At 70.3% G+C, this 14,778-nt stretch carries 18 protein-coding genes; 14 read left to right on the top strand and 4 right to left on the bottom strand.

Annotation, left to right across the window (positions count from 1 at the left end; all coding sequences use genetic code 11):
- The first annotated feature begins 36 nt into the window (after positions 1-36).
- Complete coding sequence (locus RPX00_RS43765) at positions 37-870, top strand: NAD(P)H-binding protein (protein WP_406634755.1); 834 nt, start codon at positions 37-39, stop codon at positions 868-870.
- Between the two features lie 245 nt (positions 871-1,115).
- On the opposite strand, the gene RPX00_RS43760 is transcribed toward RPX00_RS43765, so the two are convergent.
- Complete coding sequence (locus RPX00_RS43760) at positions 1,116-1,550, bottom strand: OsmC family peroxiredoxin (RefSeq protein ID WP_406634753.1); 435 nt, start codon at positions 1,548-1,550, stop codon at positions 1,116-1,118.
- A gap of 113 nt (positions 1,551-1,663) precedes the next feature.
- Between RPX00_RS43760 and RPX00_RS43755 the strand changes: the two genes are divergently transcribed.
- Positions 1,664-2,173, top strand: coding sequence for a DinB family protein (locus tag RPX00_RS43755; RefSeq protein WP_406634752.1), 510 nt, complete (start codon positions 1,664-1,666; stop codon positions 2,171-2,173).
- The gene (locus tag RPX00_RS43750; RefSeq protein ID WP_406634749.1) at positions 2,170-2,613 is read left to right on the top strand and encodes a DUF664 domain-containing protein; all 444 of its coding nucleotides are present in this window, start codon (positions 2,170-2,172) and stop codon (positions 2,611-2,613) included. The genes RPX00_RS43755 and RPX00_RS43750 overlap by 4 nt, the downstream gene beginning before the upstream one ends.
- Here RPX00_RS43750 and RPX00_RS43745 read toward each other — a convergent pair.
- Together RPX00_RS43745 and RPX00_RS43740 are read right to left on the bottom strand one after the other, a co-directional pair.
- Entirely contained in the window at positions 2,600-3,379 is a 780-nt protein-coding gene (locus RPX00_RS43745) for a DUF1295 domain-containing protein (RefSeq protein ID WP_406634748.1), read from the bottom strand. The two genes, RPX00_RS43750 and RPX00_RS43745, sit on opposite strands and share 14 nt — an antisense overlap.
- Positions 3,376-4,614, bottom strand: coding sequence for a class I SAM-dependent methyltransferase (locus RPX00_RS43740; protein WP_406634746.1), 1,239 nt, complete (start codon positions 4,612-4,614; stop codon positions 3,376-3,378). Before RPX00_RS43740 ends, RPX00_RS43745 begins: the two co-directional genes overlap by 4 nt.
- A 72-nt stretch (positions 4,615-4,686) precedes the next feature.
- Between RPX00_RS43740 and RPX00_RS43735 the strand changes: the two genes are divergently transcribed.
- The 11 genes from RPX00_RS43735 to RPX00_RS43685 all read left to right on the top strand — a co-directional run bounded on the left by RPX00_RS43735 (position 4,687) and on the right by RPX00_RS43685 (position 14,015).
- Positions 4,687-5,958 (top strand): NAD(P)/FAD-dependent oxidoreductase, encoded by a 1,272-nt coding sequence (locus tag RPX00_RS43735; RefSeq protein WP_406634745.1) that lies wholly within the window; start codon positions 4,687-4,689, stop codon positions 5,956-5,958.
- Positions 5,952-6,677, top strand: a complete 726-nt coding sequence (locus RPX00_RS43730) for a DUF1365 domain-containing protein (RefSeq protein WP_406643289.1) — start codon at positions 5,952-5,954, stop codon at positions 6,675-6,677. Before RPX00_RS43735 ends, RPX00_RS43730 begins: the two co-directional genes overlap by 7 nt.
- Positions 6,670-7,263, top strand: a complete 594-nt coding sequence (gene sigK, locus RPX00_RS43725; protein ID WP_378299222.1) for an ECF RNA polymerase sigma factor SigK — start codon at positions 6,670-6,672, stop codon at positions 7,261-7,263. The genes RPX00_RS43730 and sigK overlap by 8 nt, the downstream gene beginning before the upstream one ends.
- Positions 7,260-8,021, top strand: a complete 762-nt coding sequence (locus RPX00_RS43720) for an anti-sigma factor domain-containing protein (protein ID WP_406634743.1) — start codon at positions 7,260-7,262, stop codon at positions 8,019-8,021. Before sigK ends, RPX00_RS43720 begins: the two co-directional genes overlap by 4 nt.
- Before the next feature lie 228 nt (positions 8,022-8,249).
- The gene (ftsZ, locus tag RPX00_RS43715) at positions 8,250-9,566 is read left to right on the top strand and encodes a cell division protein FtsZ (RefSeq protein WP_406634741.1); all 1,317 of its coding nucleotides are present in this window, start codon (positions 8,250-8,252) and stop codon (positions 9,564-9,566) included.
- A gap of 310 nt (positions 9,567-9,876) precedes the next feature.
- Positions 9,877-10,590, top strand: coding sequence for a peptidoglycan editing factor PgeF (gene pgeF / locus RPX00_RS43710; protein WP_406634739.1), 714 nt, complete (start codon positions 9,877-9,879; stop codon positions 10,588-10,590).
- Positions 10,587-11,330 carry a YggS family pyridoxal phosphate-dependent enzyme gene (locus tag RPX00_RS43705; RefSeq protein WP_406634737.1) on the top strand — a complete coding sequence of 248 codons (744 nt, stop codon included), beginning with the start codon at positions 10,587-10,589 and terminating at the stop codon, positions 11,328-11,330. The genes pgeF and RPX00_RS43705 overlap by 4 nt, the downstream gene beginning before the upstream one ends.
- 80 nt (positions 11,331-11,410) lie before the next feature.
- Entirely contained in the window at positions 11,411-11,983 is a 573-nt protein-coding gene (locus RPX00_RS43700) for a cell division protein SepF (protein ID WP_406634735.1), read from the top strand.
- 115 nt (positions 11,984-12,098) lie between these two features.
- Complete coding sequence (locus RPX00_RS43695; protein WP_037367937.1) at positions 12,099-12,371, top strand: YggT family protein; 273 nt, start codon at positions 12,099-12,101, stop codon at positions 12,369-12,371.
- Between the two features lie 53 nt (positions 12,372-12,424).
- On the top strand, positions 12,425-13,276 hold the full coding sequence (locus RPX00_RS43690) for a DivIVA domain-containing protein (protein ID WP_116205401.1): 852 nt from the start codon (positions 12,425-12,427) through the stop codon (positions 13,274-13,276).
- A 151-nt stretch (positions 13,277-13,427) separates the two neighbouring features.
- The gene (locus RPX00_RS43685) at positions 13,428-14,015 is read left to right on the top strand and encodes a hypothetical protein (RefSeq protein WP_406634733.1); all 588 of its coding nucleotides are present in this window, start codon (positions 13,428-13,430) and stop codon (positions 14,013-14,015) included.
- Here RPX00_RS43685 and RPX00_RS43680 read toward each other — a convergent pair.
- Positions 13,960-14,748, bottom strand: a complete 789-nt coding sequence (locus RPX00_RS43680; RefSeq protein ID WP_406634731.1) for an ArsR/SmtB family transcription factor — start codon at positions 14,746-14,748, stop codon at positions 13,960-13,962. The genes RPX00_RS43685 and RPX00_RS43680 overlap by 56 nt on opposite strands.
- Between the last annotated feature and the right edge of the window lie 30 nt (positions 14,749-14,778).

The raw sequence follows: 14,778 nt of genomic DNA, 5'->3' as shown, positions 1-14,778 counted from the left end.
TCGTTGTGTTCGTACGCCATACGAGAAGGTGGGGGCATGACGGTTCTGGTGACGGGTGCGACCGGCAACGTCGGACGGCTGGTGGTCGACGAGCTGGTGGCGCGCGGGGTTCCGGTGCGGGCGCTGACGGTGGATCCGGAGCGGGCGGCGCTGCCGGACGGGGTCGAGGTGGTCGTCGGGTCGCTGGCGAAGCCTTCGACGTTGCCCGCCGCGCTGGACGGGGTCGACGCGGTGTACTTGGCCCCGTACGCGCGGACTGTTACGCGGTTTTGCGAGCTGGCCGCGGAGGCGGGGATCCGGCGGGTGGTCGCGTTGTCCGGCGCGAGTGTCGGGGACACGCATCCGGGGTCCAGCGGGCACGGGTTCGCCGCGGTGGAGAAAGCCGTCGAGGCGGCTGGGTTCGAGTGGACTTTCTTGCGGCCCGGGGCTTTCATGATGAATTCGCTCGGGTGGGCGTGGTCGATCCGGGAGCGCGGGGAGGTCCGGGCGGCTTATCCGGAGGCTGCGCAGACGCCGATTGATTTGTCGGATATCGCGGCGGTGGCCGGGCATGTGCTGAGCACGGACGGACATGTCGGGAAGACGTACGTGCTGAGCGGGCCGGAGGCGATTTCGCTCGCGGAGATGGTCGCGGCTATCGGGGATGCGCTGGGGAAGCCGGTGCCGTTGGTGGAGTTGAGTCCGGAGGAGCAGACCGCGGAGTGGGTCGGGGCTGGGATTCCGGAGTCGGTTGCCGGGTGGTTGCTGGGGATGTATTCGGAGACGACGGAGCGGTCTGAGGTGCCTACGGGGGTGGTGGAGGAATTGCTGGGGCGGCCTGGGGTTTCTTATGCCGAGTGGGCTAAGGGGAATGTTGCTGCGTTTTCTTGAGTTTTTGGGGAATGGTGGCGTGGGGCACCCCGAAGCCCCATTGTGCTGACGGTTCTGGGGTGCTTGTCAAGGCGGGAAAGATGCCTTGACAAGCACCCCAGAACCGCAGGGAGGCTTCGTATCGGGGTGCGGGGGAGGGGCTGGGTGCCTCGATGGTTGTGTGCATCGGTGGCGGTTTTAGGGCTGTGAAGGACTCCTTGAGGGAATCTGGTTCCTTCAAGGAGTCCTTCACGGACCGGCTGGGGTTAGGCCAGTGCGGCGTCTAGGGTGATGGTGGTGCCGGAGAGGGCTTTGGAGACCGGGCAGGTTTTTTCTGCGGTTTCGGCTAGTTCGGCGAATTGTTCTGCGGTTACGCCGGGCAGTTTCGCGCGCAGGGTGATGGCGATGCCACTGATTTCGAAGCCGCCGCCTTGGGCGGGGCCCAGGGTTACTTCGGCGGAGACGTCGATGGATTCAGCTTCCAGGTTCTGGGATTCCAGTGCGCCGGAGAGGTTCATCGCCAGGCAGCTCGAGTGGGCGGCGGCGATGAGTTCCTCGGGGCTGGTCTGGCCGTCGGGGTCGCCCGCGCGGGTCGGGAAGGACACCTCGTAGGTGCCGAGGTTCGACGAGTCGAAGGTGACCTCGCCCTTGCCTTTCTGCAGTCCGCCGGTCCAGTGGGTGGTCGCGTCGCGGCTGGGCATCGCTGTCTCCTCGGATCTGGGGATGTGCGGTCCCGCCTGAAGGTAGTGCGCAATTACATTGTGTGCAAGTTATCTCGTGAAAACCGGTGGCCGGGTGCGGCAAACTACGAGGCGTGACCGATGCTCCTGAACGTCCTGACCCGCCGATGGCGGGGGACGAGCGCACCCAGCTCACCGGCTTTCTCGACTTCCTGCGCGCCAGCGTCGTGTGGAAATGCTCCGGGCTCACCGACGAGCAGGCCCGCCGGGCGCACGTGCCCAGCGAGCTGACCACGATCGCCGGATTGCTGTGCCATCTCACGCTGGTGGAGAACTACTGGTTCCGCGTCGTGCTCGACGGGCAGCCGGATCTGTGGGCGGATCGGCTCGAGATCGACCGGGACGCGGAGTTCCGGGTCGCGCTGGAAACGCCGATGGAGCAGCTGATCGCCGAGTACGAGGCCGAGGCCGGGAAGTGCCGGGCGGTGGTGGCTGCCCGGGAGTTCGACGACACGGTGCTGTTCAAAGGGGACAAACCGCTCAATGTGCGCTGGGTGGTCACGCACATGATCGAGGAGACCGCGCGCCATCTCGGGCATCTTGACTTGCTGCGCGAGCTGACCGACGGTCTCACCGGGGAATGAGCCTCGATCGCGCGCAGCTGATCGACGATCTCGAACTGCTGCGCGCGACCGTGGCGTGGAAGTGCTCCGGGCTCACCGAGGAGCAGGCTCGCTGGCCCGGCGAAGGAGTGACGGTCGCCGGGATTTTGTGGCATCTCACGTTGGTGGAGAACACCGTGTTCGACGCCGTGTTCACCGGGCTGCCCGACGAGTGGGCCGAACGGCTCGAGGCGGGGCGGGACGCCGCGCTTCTGGTGGGCTTGGACCTGCCGATCGAGGAGTTGCTCAGCGATTACCAGGACAACGCGGAGCTGTGCCGCGAGGCGATCGAGGCCCGGTCGTTCGACGATCCGGTGGGGTTCGAGGGCGATCGGCTGCTGACGGTGCGGTCGGTGGTCGAGTACCTGGTGAAGGAGACCACGCGGCATCTCGAACTGCTGCGCGAACTCATCGGCGACTGAGCTTCTTGGGCGGCAGCGGGACGAATCCGCTGGTGCGGGCCACGTAGTCGGCGTAGCCGGGGCGGGTGTGGCGCAGGCCCTTCTCCAGCATCGGCTTGCCGGTGCCGCGGGCCAGGGTGAGGGTCATCGCGATCGGGGACAGGATCGTCGCCGCGCCGGGCCACGTCGAGCAGGCCAGCAGGTACAGGCCCCACCAGACGCAGGCGTCGCCGAAGTAGTTCGGGTGGCGGGTGTAGCGCCAGAGGCCGGTGTCGAGGACTTGGCCCTTGTTCGCCGGGTTCGCGCGGAACCGGCGGAGCTGCTCGTCGCCGACGGTCTCGAAGGCGAAGCCGAGCAGCCAGACCGCCACGCCCAGCCAGGCGGTGAGGCCGAAACCCGTGCCGGACATGGCGAATTGCACGGGGAGCGAGACGAACCACAGGACGACGGCTTGCATCAGGTAGGTCCGCACGAAGATCCGGACGCCGGGATTCGGTCCGGCGCGTTCGACGATCTGCTGGTAGCGCAGGTCTTCCGGCTTGCTGCGGTTACGCAGGTGCAGGTGGACGGCCAGGCGGACGCCCCAGACGACGGTGAGTGCGGCCGCGGTCAGGCGCAGGGTGGGCGGGGCCGTGCCGAACGGGACCGAGACCACGGCTACGAGCGCGAAACCCAGGCCCCAGAACGTGTCGATGGTGTCGTAGCGGCCGCGCAGGCGGGCGATGCCGAACGCGCACGTCACCGCGGCCAGGGTGACTCCGGCGGTGAGGCCGAGCAGCGCGATCATGCCCACTCCCGGGTCCACGGCAGGCCGCTGCGGCCGTGCGCGTCGGGCCGCACGGCGAGAATCTGGTCCACGCCCATGCGGTTCTCCTCGAACGCGAGCGCGCCGCCCGCCAGGTACAGCCGCCATACCCGGGCACCTGCCTCGCCGATGAGGGCGACGGCTTGGTCCCAGTGCCGTTCCAGCGTGTCTGCCCAGGCTCGCACGGTCGGGACGTAGTGCTCGCGCAAAGCGTGCACGTCGCGGATTTCGAAGCCGGCGGTTTCGAGGTGGCCGAGGGTGCGGCTCAGCGGGCGCATGGTCATGTCGGGGGCGATGTAGCGCTCGATGAACGCGCCGCCGCCGGGTGCGACCGCCCCGCGCGACATTTGCTGCAGCAGCAGTCTTCCGGTGGGTTTGAGCATGCGGAACAGCGTGGCGGCGTAGAGCGGGTAGTTGTCTTCGCCGACGTGTTCGCCCATCTCGACGGAGGCTACGGCGTCGAAGGACTCTCCGGCGAGTTCGCGGTAATCCTGCCGGCGGACCTCGACCCGGCCGTCCAGGTCGTGCTGGGCCAGGCGGGTTTTGACGTGCTGGACCTGTTCGGCGGAGATCGTGACGCCGACGGCCTCGACGCCGTGGTGTTTCGCCGCGTGCACGAGCAGCGAACCCCAGCCGCAGCCGACGTCGAGCAGCCGCATGCCCGGGCGCAGGCCGAGTTTCCGGCAGATCAGTTCGAGCTTGTCGTGCTGGGCGCGAGCAAGATCGGCGGATTCGGACCAGTAGCCCGACGAGTACGCCATCGAATCGTCCATCAGCAGCTGGTAGAAGGCGTTCGAGAGGTCGTAGTGGTGCGAGATCGCCGAGCGGTCCCGGCCGAGGGTGTGCAGCTTCCCGCGCAGCCGGGCTTCTTCCGCGGGCGGCTTCGGCGGCAGACCGAGGACTCCGAGCCGGGCGGCCAGCCGGATGGCCTCGCTGAAGTCCTGTGCGGACAGTTGCGGCCGGTACGCCCAGATCCGCCGGAAGCCCTCGGTGAGATCGCCCTCGACGTCCAAGTCGCCCGAGACGTAAGCGCGGGCCAGGCCCAGCTCGCCGGGGGAGTACAGCAGCCAGCGCAGCGCGCGGCGGTTTTTCAGGACCACGGTCGGCCCGGCGGGCCCGGTCTGGTCGCCGTCCCAGGTGCGGACGGCCACCGGCAGCGGGCCGCCGAGGATGCGTTCGGCGAAGTCGGCGAGTCGATGAGCTGCGGATTTCGGCATACCGGGGCTTCGGAGCCGCCAGTCGCGCGGATTGGCGCCAATCCGTCCGCGTGGCGGCTCCGAATCCTTCCCGTGCACCACACCACGGGACAACGCATCGCTGTCATCGGCAGCGGGGTCGCCGGCCTCACCGCCGCGTACCTGCTGCAGCGCCGCCACGAGGTTCTGCTGTTCGAGTCCGACGACCGGCTCGGCGGGCATGCCCACACTCACGACGTGCCGAGCGCGCACGGCGGGACGGTCGGCGTCGACTCCGGGTTCATCGTCCACAACGAGCGCACCTACCCGACGCTGCTGCGGCTGTTCGGCGAACTCGGCGTCCGCACCCGCGCGACCGAGATGTCGATGAGCATCCGCTGCGACGGCTGCGGCCTGCAATACGCCGGGGCGAAAGGCGTGCGCGGATTGTTCGCGCAACGGAGCAATGCCGCGTCCCCGCGCTATCTGCTCATGCTGGCCGAGGTGAAGCGGTTCCACCGGCACGCCGAACGCTTGCTGGCCCGAGCTGACGCCGGTGACGTGCCGCTCGGCGCGTTTCTGGCGATCGGCGGGTACTCGCGATACTTCGTGGACCATTTCGTGCTGCCGCTCGTTTCGACGGTGTGGTCCGCCGATCGCACCGACACCATGCAGTATCCGGCGCGGTATCTGTTCGAATTCCTGCGCAATCACGGCATGCTCACGGTGCGGAATTCACCGACCTGGCGGACGGTGGTCGGCGGTTCGCGGGAGTACGTCGAGCGAGCGGCCAAACAGTTGACCGCCGTGCATTTGTCCACTCCCGTCCGCGCGATGCGGCGGACCGCGCGCGGCGTCGAAGTGCGCGACGACGCCGATACCGCGCACCGGGTCGACCGGGTCGTGGTCGCCACCCATGCCGATCAGGCGTTGCGGCTGTTGACCGATCCCACTGCGGCGGAACAGAAACTGCTCGGTGCCTTCCGCTATTCGCGCAACGAAGCCTGGCTGCACACCGACCCCGCCGTGCTGCCGACGGTGCCCGCTGCGAGGTCCTCCTGGAATTACCGGACGCCTGATTGCGGGGCCGATCTGCAAGCTGTCCAAGTCACTTACGACCTGAATCGTTTGATGGGCCTCGACGAAGCGACGACGTACGCCGTCACCCTCAACCCGGGCGCTGGCCTCGATTCCGCCGCAGTGGTCGCGAAAATGTCCTACGAGCACCCGATCTACACACCGGAATCGGTTGCCGCACAACGACGTCTGACCGAGTTGAACGACGGCGTCATCGCGTACGCCGGTGCTTACCAAGGCTGGGGATTCCACGAGGACGGCTGTTCCTCCGGCGTTCGCGCCGCAGCCAGTTTCGGGGTGACCTGGTGACCGCCCTTTACGACGCCACCGTCGCCCACGTGCGCCGAGCCGACCCGCCGTACTCCTTCGCGCACCGGATGTACCTGTGGCTGACCGATCTCGACCACCTGCCGCGCCTGCCGTGGTGGCTCCGGCCGTTCGCGCGGTTCGACGGCCGCGACCACTTCAGCCGGAGCGAACCCGGCGACATCCGGTCCAAACTGGACGCTTGGCTCGCGCACCGCGGAGTGGACTTGCGCGGCGGGTCGGTGACGATGCTCGCGTCGGCGCGCGTTCTGGGGTACGTGTTCAACCCGATCACCGTGTACTGGTGCCACACTCCGGACGGCGCGCTCGCCTGCGTGGTCGCCGAGGTGCACAACACCTACGGCGGCCGCCACGCCTATCTGCTCCAGCCGGGCGAAGACCTGCGGGCGAACAAGGAGTTCTACGTGTCGCCGTTCCAGGAGACGGCGGGGGAGTACCGGATGCATCTGCCGCGCCCGGACGCGCTGCTGGCCTTGACCGTCGTCCTGTATCGCGACGGCGACGCCGTGTTGACCGCTACGCTGCGAGGAGTCCGCCGTCCGGCCGGGGTCCGCACGCTCGCGCGGTTCCTGCTGGGCCGGCCGCTGCAACCCCAGCGTGTCGCCGCCTTGATCCGCCGGCACGGGCTCGCGCTGTGGCGGCGCAAGGCCCCGCTGGCCGCCCGGACCGGACAGAACACGGCAGGAGCCCTCCATGGATGAGAGCGCACGCCCGGCCGACCGGCTCTCAGCGGTGCCCTCGACGAGCGCCGAGGACCTGATGGCGCTGGTCGCCAAGGGGGACGAACGCGCCTTCGAACGGCTCTACGATCAACTCGCCGGTCCCGTCTACGGGCTCGTCCGCCGCATCGTGCGGGACCCCGCGCAGTCCGAGGAGGTCGCGCAGGAGGTGCTCGTGGAGCTGTGGAAGACCGCGACGCGCTACTCGCCGGCGAAGGGGAGCGTCCTGAACTGGGCGATGACGCTCGCGCACCGCCGCGCGGTCGACCGCGTCCGGTCCGCTCGGGCGAGCACCGAACGCGAGCGGAAAGCGACCTTCGAGGCCGCGCGCGGACGGCCGTTCGACGAGGTCGCCGAATCCGTCGCGACCCGGCTGGAACGCTCGCAGGTGCGGCGCTGCCTCAAGACGCTGACCGAACTGCAGCGGGAATCCGTGCTGCTGGCCTACTACCAGGGCTACACCTATCGCGAGGTCGCCGACGTGCTGGACACCCCGCAAGGGACCGTCAAGACCAGACTGCGCGACGGATTGATCCGGCTGCGCGACTGCCTGGGGGTGACGGCGTGAGCAGTCCGGACATGCACACCTTGGCCGGCGCGTACGCGCTCGACGCGCTGTCGGAGGTCGAGCGGGCCCAGTTCCGCCGTCATCTCGAACAGTGCGACGCCTGCGCGCAAGAAGTGCGGGAACTGCGCGAGACCGCGGCCCGGCTCGGCGCGGCGATGGACGAGCAGCCGCCGTCCGGGCTCAAGGACCGCGTGCTCGCCGACATGCGCACGACCCGCCAGCTGCCGCCGCGGACCGATGCCGCGGAACCGCGGGCGCGCGGCCCGCGCCGCTGGCCGATGCTGATCGCCGTCGCGGCCGCTGTCATCGGGCTCGCCCTGGCCGGCGTGTTCGGCGGGATCGCCCTGCACACCAGCGGCCAGCTCACCGCCGCACAGTCCGAATTGGACGCCGCGCGCGACCGGTACCGGCCGGTGGCCGAGCTGCTCGCCGCGCCGGACACCGTCACCTCGCACGTCACGTCGCCGCGCGGGGGCGGCGGGACGGTGATGGTGTCGCGGAAGCTGGACCGCGTGATGTTCCTGCAGTCGGGACTGCCGCCGGTCCCGGCCGGGCGGGTGTACGAGGCCTGGCTGATGGGCCCGGACCTCGCGCCGCGGCCTGCCGGGCTGCTGCCGGGCGGACCGTCGGGTTCGCTGGTGGTGGCGGACGGATTGGCCGGTGCGCAGCAGTTCGCGGTGAGCGTGGAGCAGGCGGGCGGGGCGCCGTCGGGGAAGCCGTCGGACGAAGTCGTTCTGGTCGCTCCGGTGCCCGCATAGCAGACCGCGCGCGGGGCCCGGCGGCGGGTTCCGGCCTTGCGCGCGGCTTCGCGTTGTGGCAAAACACCTTTGCCGCTCACGGCGTGGCTACTGGATTAGAGCTTGCGCGGCGCCTACCGTCCTGCCTTGACGCCGGTGGTTGACATAACTCTCACTCTCGGGTTGAGGTTGAGGGTTTCCGGCCCCGGCGGGCGGCATGTGCACATCACGATCAGGAAGGCGGACCCGATGACGCCCCCGCACAACTACCTTGCGGTGATCAAGGTCGTCGGCATCGGCGGCGGCGGCGTGAACGCCGTGAACCGGATGATCGAGGTCGGCCTCAAGGGTGTCGAGTTCATCGCGGTGAACACCGACGCGCAGGCACTGCTCATGTCCGACGCCGACGTCAAGCTCGACATCGGCCGGGAACTTACCCGCGGACTCGGCGCCGGAGCCGCCCCCGAGGTGGGGCAGAAGGCGGCCGAGGACCACCGCGAGGAGATCGAAGAGGTCATCAAGGGCGCCGACATGGTGTTCGTGACCGCGGGCGAGGGCGGCGGCACCGGCACCGGCGGCGCGCCGGTCGTCGCGCAGATCGCCCGCAAGCTCGGCGCGCTCACGATCGGCGTGGTGACCCGCCCGTTCACCTTCGAGGGCAAACGCCGCGGCAAGCAGGCCGAGGACGGCATCCAGCAGCTGCGCAACGAGTGCGACACGCTGATCGTCATCCCGAACGACCGGCTGCTGCAGCTCGGCGACATCGGCGTGTCCCTGATGGACGCGTTCCGCTCCGCCGACGAGGTGCTGCTGTCCGGTGTCCAGGGCATCACCGACCTGATCACCACGCCGGGCCTGATCAACCTGGACTTCGCCGACGTCAAGAGCGTCATGTCCGGCGCGGGCTCCGCGCTGATGGGCATCGGCTCCGCGCGCGGCGAGGGACGGGCGATCCAGGCGGCGGAGAAGGCGATCAACTCGCCGCTGCTGGAAGCGTCGATGGACGGGGCGCACGGCGCGCTGCTGTCCATCGCGGGCGGATCGGACCTCGGGCTGTTCGAGATCAACGAGGCCGCGTCGCTCGTGCAGGAATCGGCGCATCCGGACGCGAACATCATCTTCGGGACGATCATCGACGACTCCCTCGGCGACGAGGTCCGCGTCACGGTGATCGCGGCCGGCTTCGACGCCGGCGCGCCCACGCACAAGAAGCTCGACCCGCCCGCGTTCGGCGGCAAACAGGGCAACGGCACCGCGTCCGCCTCGGCGGGCCAGGTCGGCGGCGGCCAGGCGCAGCAGTCCCCGCCGCAGACCGGGGCCACGCCGGTGCCGCCCGCGGGCAGCTCCGGCTACCCGGTGGCCCCGCCGCGCACGCCCGCCTCGGGCCTGCCGCAGCCGGGCACCGGCACCCCGCCGGGCGGCCTCCCGCAGCCGGGCGGCGGCTCGCGGGGGTACTCGCCGATCGGCTCGGGTTCCGCGACGGGCGGCCTGCCGAGCCGTCCGTCGACGGTGCACGACGACCCGACCGACGACGACGTGGACGTCCCGCCGTTCATGCGGCGGTAAACACGGAACTTCGGCAGACGGCCGTCCCGACTCGCTCGGGGCGGCCGTTGTCGTGTGGCCGGGTGTCGTGAGGGTCTTGTGCCGGTGAGAACCGGCATCGCGGCTCACGAGACCCGGCCACGATGCCCGCTTGAGCGGGGCAAGCGTGCTGCTGCGGGCGGGCATGGCGCGGCGGGCGGGCTGGATGTCGCGCGCCGGAACCTTGGGCTGTCGGCGAGGGCGCTCGTGCGTGCTGGCGCCGGTGAGAACCGGCATGAACACTCACGAGGTTCGGCGGGGCGGGCGGCGCGGTTTTTGGCAGGATGGCGGAGTGCGAGTACGACGAGTCGTCACGACCAGGGCGGGCGGGGCTTCCCGGCCGCCGTACGAGAGTTTCAACCTCGGCGACCACGTCGGCGACGACGCGGGCGACGTGTACGCCAACCGCAAGCGGCTGGCCTCGGAACTCGGCCTCGCCGAGGACCGGCTGGCCTGGATGGAGCAGGTGCACGGCCGCACCGCGACCGTCGTGGACGGCACCGAGACCGCGGCCGCCGAAGCCACCGACGCGCTGGTGACCGACCGGCCGGGCGTCGCGCTCGTGGTGCTGGTCGCCGACTGCGTGCCGGTGCTCATGGCGGATCCGGAAGCGGGCGTCGTCGCCGCGGTGCACGCGGGACGGGTCGGCGCGCGCGTCGGCGTGCTGCCCGCCGCGCTGGAGGCGATGCGCGAACTCGGCGCGGAACCGGGCCGGGTCGAAGCGTTGCTGGGACCGGCCATCTGCGGCGATTGCTACGAGGTCCCGGCCGCGATGGCCGACGACGTCGAGAAGCATCTGCCCGGCAGCGCCTGCAAGACCCGCAAGGGCACCGCTGGTCTGGACCTGCGCGCCGGGCTCTGGCAGCAGCTGGCCGACCTCGGCGTCGGGCGCGTCGGCGCGGATCCGCGGTGCACGGCCGAGGACAAGACGCTGTTCAGCTACCGCCGGGACGGCACCACCGGCCGGATCGCCGGCATCACGTGGCTGGAAGAGGAGAAGGCGTGACCGAGGACCCGGCGGAGAAGCGGCGGGCGGAACTGGCGGCGTCCCTGGCCGCGGTCGAGGAGCGCATCGCGAACGCCTGCGCGGCCGCCGGGCGGTCCCGTGACGAGGTGCGGTTGCTGGGCGTCACCAAGACCTTCCCGGCGGCCGACGCCGCGCTGCTGACCGACCTCGGGCTGCTGAACCTCGCCGAGAACCGCGACCAGGAAGCCGGCCAGAAGGCGGCCGAGGTCGCCGAACTGCGCCCGGACGCCGCGCCGCGCTGGCACATGGTCGGGCGGCTGCAGCGCAACAAGGCGCGTTCGGTCGTGCGCTGGGCGGAAGAGGTGCAGTCGGTCGACTCGGCGCGGCTCGCCGACGCGCTCGCCCGCGCGGTCGCCGCCGCTCAGGAAGCGGGCGAACGGACCGGACCGCTCGACGTATTGGTCCAGGTGAGCCTCGACGGCGACGTCGCGCGCGGCGGGACCCCGCTGGACGAGGTCGACGCGCTCGCCGACCGCATCGCCCACACGGGGGAGCTGCGGTTGCGAGGCGTGATGGCCGTGGCCCCGTTAGGGGAGGACCCGGGCACTGCTTTTGCCCGGCTGGCCCAGGCCGCGGAAAGAGTTCGCGCCCGGTATCCGGAAGCGGCTGACGTGTCCGCCGGAATGAGCCATGATCTGGACCAGGCGATCCGGCACGGCTCGACGTGTGTGCGTGTCGGAACCGCGTTGCTCGGCGGGCGCGGTTTAGCCTCGCCGTAGGGAGTCCGCCCGGTGGTCACGTTTCGTGTCCGGCCGGGCGGGGCACAACGGTGCGGGAGCGGCAAGGGCTAGGGAGAGGCATGAGCGCGCTGCAGAAGCTGAAGGCCTACTTCGGGATGGTGCCCGCGGACGAAGACGGCTACGACGACGGTTACGACGAGTACGACGACGGCTACGACCAGCCGCCAGCCCGGTCCCGGGCCCGCTACCGCGACGTCGACGACAGCTACGACGAGCCCGCCGCGCGCGTGCGGTCGCGTTCGATGGCGGCCGAACCGGCCACCCACGGCGCGCTCGCCGTGGACCGCCAGCCGGAGCCGGTCGCCCGGCTCCGCCCGGTCGCCGAACCGGTCGCCGCGCCGGCGCGGGACCCGCTGAGCCGGATCACGACGCTGCACCCCACGAGCTACATCGAGGCGCGGGCGATCGGCGAGCACTACCGCGAGGGCATCCCGGTGATCATCAACCTCACCGAGATGGACAACGCGGACGCCAAGCGGATCGTGGACTTCGCGGCGGGGCTGGCGTTCGCCGTGCGGGGGTCGATGGACAAGGTCACCAACAAGGTGTTCCTTCTCTCACCGCCGGACGTCGACGTGACCGCCGAGGACCGCAGGCGGATCGCCGAGGGCGGATTGTTCCTGCGCGGGTGATCGCCTCCGGACCGCTGGGCGCAGCCAGACGTGATTTAGTCGACTATGTCGCCCCTCGGGCGGCTAGTCGCGCCCAATCCGGCCGTCCCCCGCTAGAGTGGTCGCCGTGAATGCTGTGTGGCTTGCGATCTGGTACGTGCTGTTTGCCTTCTGGCTGCTGCTCACGGCCCGGATCGTGGTCGAGCTCGTGCGGACCTTCGCACGGGAATGGCGTCCCGCCGGAGGGGTTGCGGTGACGCTCGAGACCATCTACACAGTGACCGACCCGCCGGTGCGGTTGTTCCGCAGGATCATTCCGATGGTCCGGATCGGCGGCGTAGGACTGGACTTGTCGATTATGGTGCTGCTGTTGGTTGTGTTCTTCGCGATGCAACTGACACCCAGGTGATCGGGGAAAACCCGGGTGTGTCCTGCAGGCCATGGAGTGCGTGAGGTGATCTGATGTCGTTGACCCCCGCTGACGTGCATAACGTCGCGTTCAGCAAGCCGCCCATCGGCAAGAGGGGCTACAACGAGGACGAGGTGGACGCGTTCCTCGACCTGGTGGAGACCGAGCTTGCCCGGTTGATCGAGGACAACAACGAGCTGCGGCAGCAGGTGGAGCAGCTCGACGCCGAGCTGGAGTCGACCCGCTCCGAGCTGGAGAACGCGAAGGTCGCCGGCCCGCCGCCGGGCCGCGACCCCGAGCCGTCGCGGCGGCTCGCCCCGGTTCCGCCGCCCGCTTCGGCGATGGAGCAGACCCAGGCGCACTCGATGGTCCCCGACAGCGGCGAGCCGAACGTGCAGGCCGCCAAGGTGCTCGGCCTGGCCCAGGAGATGGCCGACCGGCTCACCGCCGAGGCCAAGACCGAGTCCGACGGCATGCTGGCGGAGGCGCGGACCAAGTCCGAGCAGCTGCTGTCCGACGCCAGGGCGAAGTCCGACTCGATGGTGAACGAGGCGCGCACCCGCGCCGAGACCATGCTGAACGACGCGCGCACGCGCGCCGAGACGCTGGAGCGCCAGGCGCGCGACAAGGCGACCACGATGGAACGCGAGTCGCAGCGCAAGTACACCGAGACGATGAACAACCTGAACGCCGAAAAGGGCGCTCTGGGCAAGAAGATCGAAGAACTCCGCACGATCGAGCGCGAATACCGCACCCGGCTGCGCGGATTCCTCGAATCCCAGCTGCGCGAACTGGACGACCGCGGTTCCGCGGCCCCGGCGTCCGCGTCGTCGGGTTCGAGCCAGTCCTCGACCGGCACCAGCGGTCAGGGCTACTCGTTCGGCCCGCGCGCCGAGGCAGGCTGACCCACCGCCGTACGCACCCCGCCGGATGACCTTCCGACCCGGCGGGGTTTCGGCGTGCCCGGATCCGGGCCCGCCACGGTGGGGAACCGGCGCGGTACGCCGCGTGGGCGGGTCGCGCCCGGAAACCGGGCGGCCCGTGTTGTAATTCAGCGTGCTCTACATCGTCCTCCTTCTGGTGCTGGCGGCTCTCGGGCTGCTCGTCACGGCCCTCGTCACGGGCACCTCGCTGTGGGCCTGGGTTTCCATCGGCCTGTCCGTGCTCGCCGGGCTGCTTCTGCTCGTCGACTGGCTGCGTCGCCGCAAGCAGTCGGACGCGGACGCCGAAGCTGATGCGGATGCCGAACCGGCGGAGGAGAAGGACGAGGACGCTCCGGCCGAGGAGGACGCCGAGCAGACCGCGCTGCTTCCGGCGACGGGCGAGCTGGGCGATCCGGCGGACGTGCCCGAACCGGAAACCGGGAAGCCGGGCCCGGAAAGCGAACCCAAGTCCGAGGCGAAGGCGGTCCGCGACACCCCGCCCGGCGTGGAGGAGACCGCGCCGGAGGACCTCGAGGTGGTCAAGGAACTCGAGGACGAGGTCGTGGTCGTCGACGAGTACCCGCGCTACCACCTGGTGGACTGCGGCTGGCTGTCCGGCCGCGACACGATCCCGATCGGCGTCGGCGAGGCGCGGCAGCTCGGCTTCACGCCGTGTGCGCGGTGCGGTCCGGACGCGGTGCTGGCCGCGGCGCATCGCTGACGCCCAGCACCTCTTCCAGCACCCTCGCGCCAGTCTCGGTGAGCTGCACCGCTCGATGCGCTTTCGCGCGCGGGCGGAGCCACTCCGCGTCCAGGAAGCGCCGGGTCACTGCCGCGCCGAGCGCTCCCGCGAGGTGGTGGCGCTGTTCGGTCCAATCCAGACAAAACCGCAGCAGCGGACGGCGACTCTTGGCGGCCGTCGCGACATCCACGCCTAACGCGTCGAACACTTCGGTGGCGGCGGGACCCAGTACGTACGGATGTTCTTGCAGCTGCGAGGAAATCCGGTCTCCGGGCCGCCGCTGAGTGGTCGGGTCACCGTCCACAGTGGCCAGTGCGCCGCGGTCGAGCAACGCGGCGGTGACAGTTACGCCGAGCCGTCCGGCGACGTGGTCGTAGCACAATCTCGCCGTGCGCAAGGCTTCCGCGCGGGTGCCTTCGCGCAGTGAGCGCACCGGGCGCGCGGGGGAGTGCCGGGCGAGCGCTTCCAGCAGCTCCGGGGCCGCACCGGCGATGCGGTAAAACCGGTGCCTGCCGGACTTTTCCGCCGTCACCAGGCCCGCGGCCAGCAGTTTCGACAGGTGCGCGCTCACGCCCTGCGCGGTCAGGCCCGCTTCTCCGGCCAGCACGGACGCGGCCAGCGACCGGCCGTCGGCCAGCGCCATCAGCACCCGGACCCGCGCCGGATCGGCGAACAGCGCCGCGGTGCGCGCGATGTCGGCGTCTCCTTCCATGCGTTCAGGATGCCCCCGGCACACTTCCAC

Source organism: Amycolatopsis sp. WGS_07 (assembly GCF_045278895.1).
Taxonomy (GTDB): Bacteria; Actinomycetota; Actinomycetes; order Mycobacteriales; family Pseudonocardiaceae; genus Amycolatopsis.
Note: the sequence above shows the minus strand (reverse complement) of the source record. Positions and strands in the feature narration are given on the sequence as shown.

Excerpts from the sequence above, each read along its gene's own strand:
- RPX00_RS43700 (WP_406634735.1), top strand. The coding sequence starts at position 11,411 with ATGAGCGCGCTGCAGAAGCTGAAGGCCTACTTCGGGATGGTGCCCGCG.
- ftsZ (WP_406634741.1), top strand. The coding sequence starts at position 8,250 with ATGACGCCCCCGCACAACTACCTTGCGGTGATCAAGGTCGTCGGCATC.
- RPX00_RS43750 (WP_406634749.1), top strand. The coding sequence starts at position 2,170 with ATGAGCCTCGATCGCGCGCAGCTGATCGACGATCTCGAACTGCTGCGC.
- RPX00_RS43745 (WP_406634748.1), bottom strand. The coding sequence starts at position 3,379 with ATGATCGCGCTGCTCGGCCTCACCGCCGGAGTCACCCTGGCCGCGGTG.
- sigK (WP_378299222.1), top strand. The coding sequence starts at position 6,670 with ATGGATGAGAGCGCACGCCCGGCCGACCGGCTCTCAGCGGTGCCCTCG.
- RPX00_RS43690 (WP_116205401.1), top strand. The coding sequence starts at position 12,425 with ATGTCGTTGACCCCCGCTGACGTGCATAACGTCGCGTTCAGCAAGCCG.
- RPX00_RS43740 (WP_406634746.1), bottom strand. The coding sequence starts at position 4,614 with ATGCCGAAATCCGCAGCTCATCGACTCGCCGACTTCGCCGAACGCATC.
- RPX00_RS43765 (WP_406634755.1), top strand. The coding sequence starts at position 37 with ATGACGGTTCTGGTGACGGGTGCGACCGGCAACGTCGGACGGCTGGTG.
- RPX00_RS43760 (WP_406634753.1), bottom strand. The coding sequence starts at position 1,550 with ATGCCCAGCCGCGACGCGACCACCCACTGGACCGGCGGACTGCAGAAA.
- RPX00_RS43680 (WP_406634731.1), bottom strand. The coding sequence starts at position 14,748 with ATGGAAGGAGACGCCGACATCGCGCGCACCGCGGCGCTGTTCGCCGAT.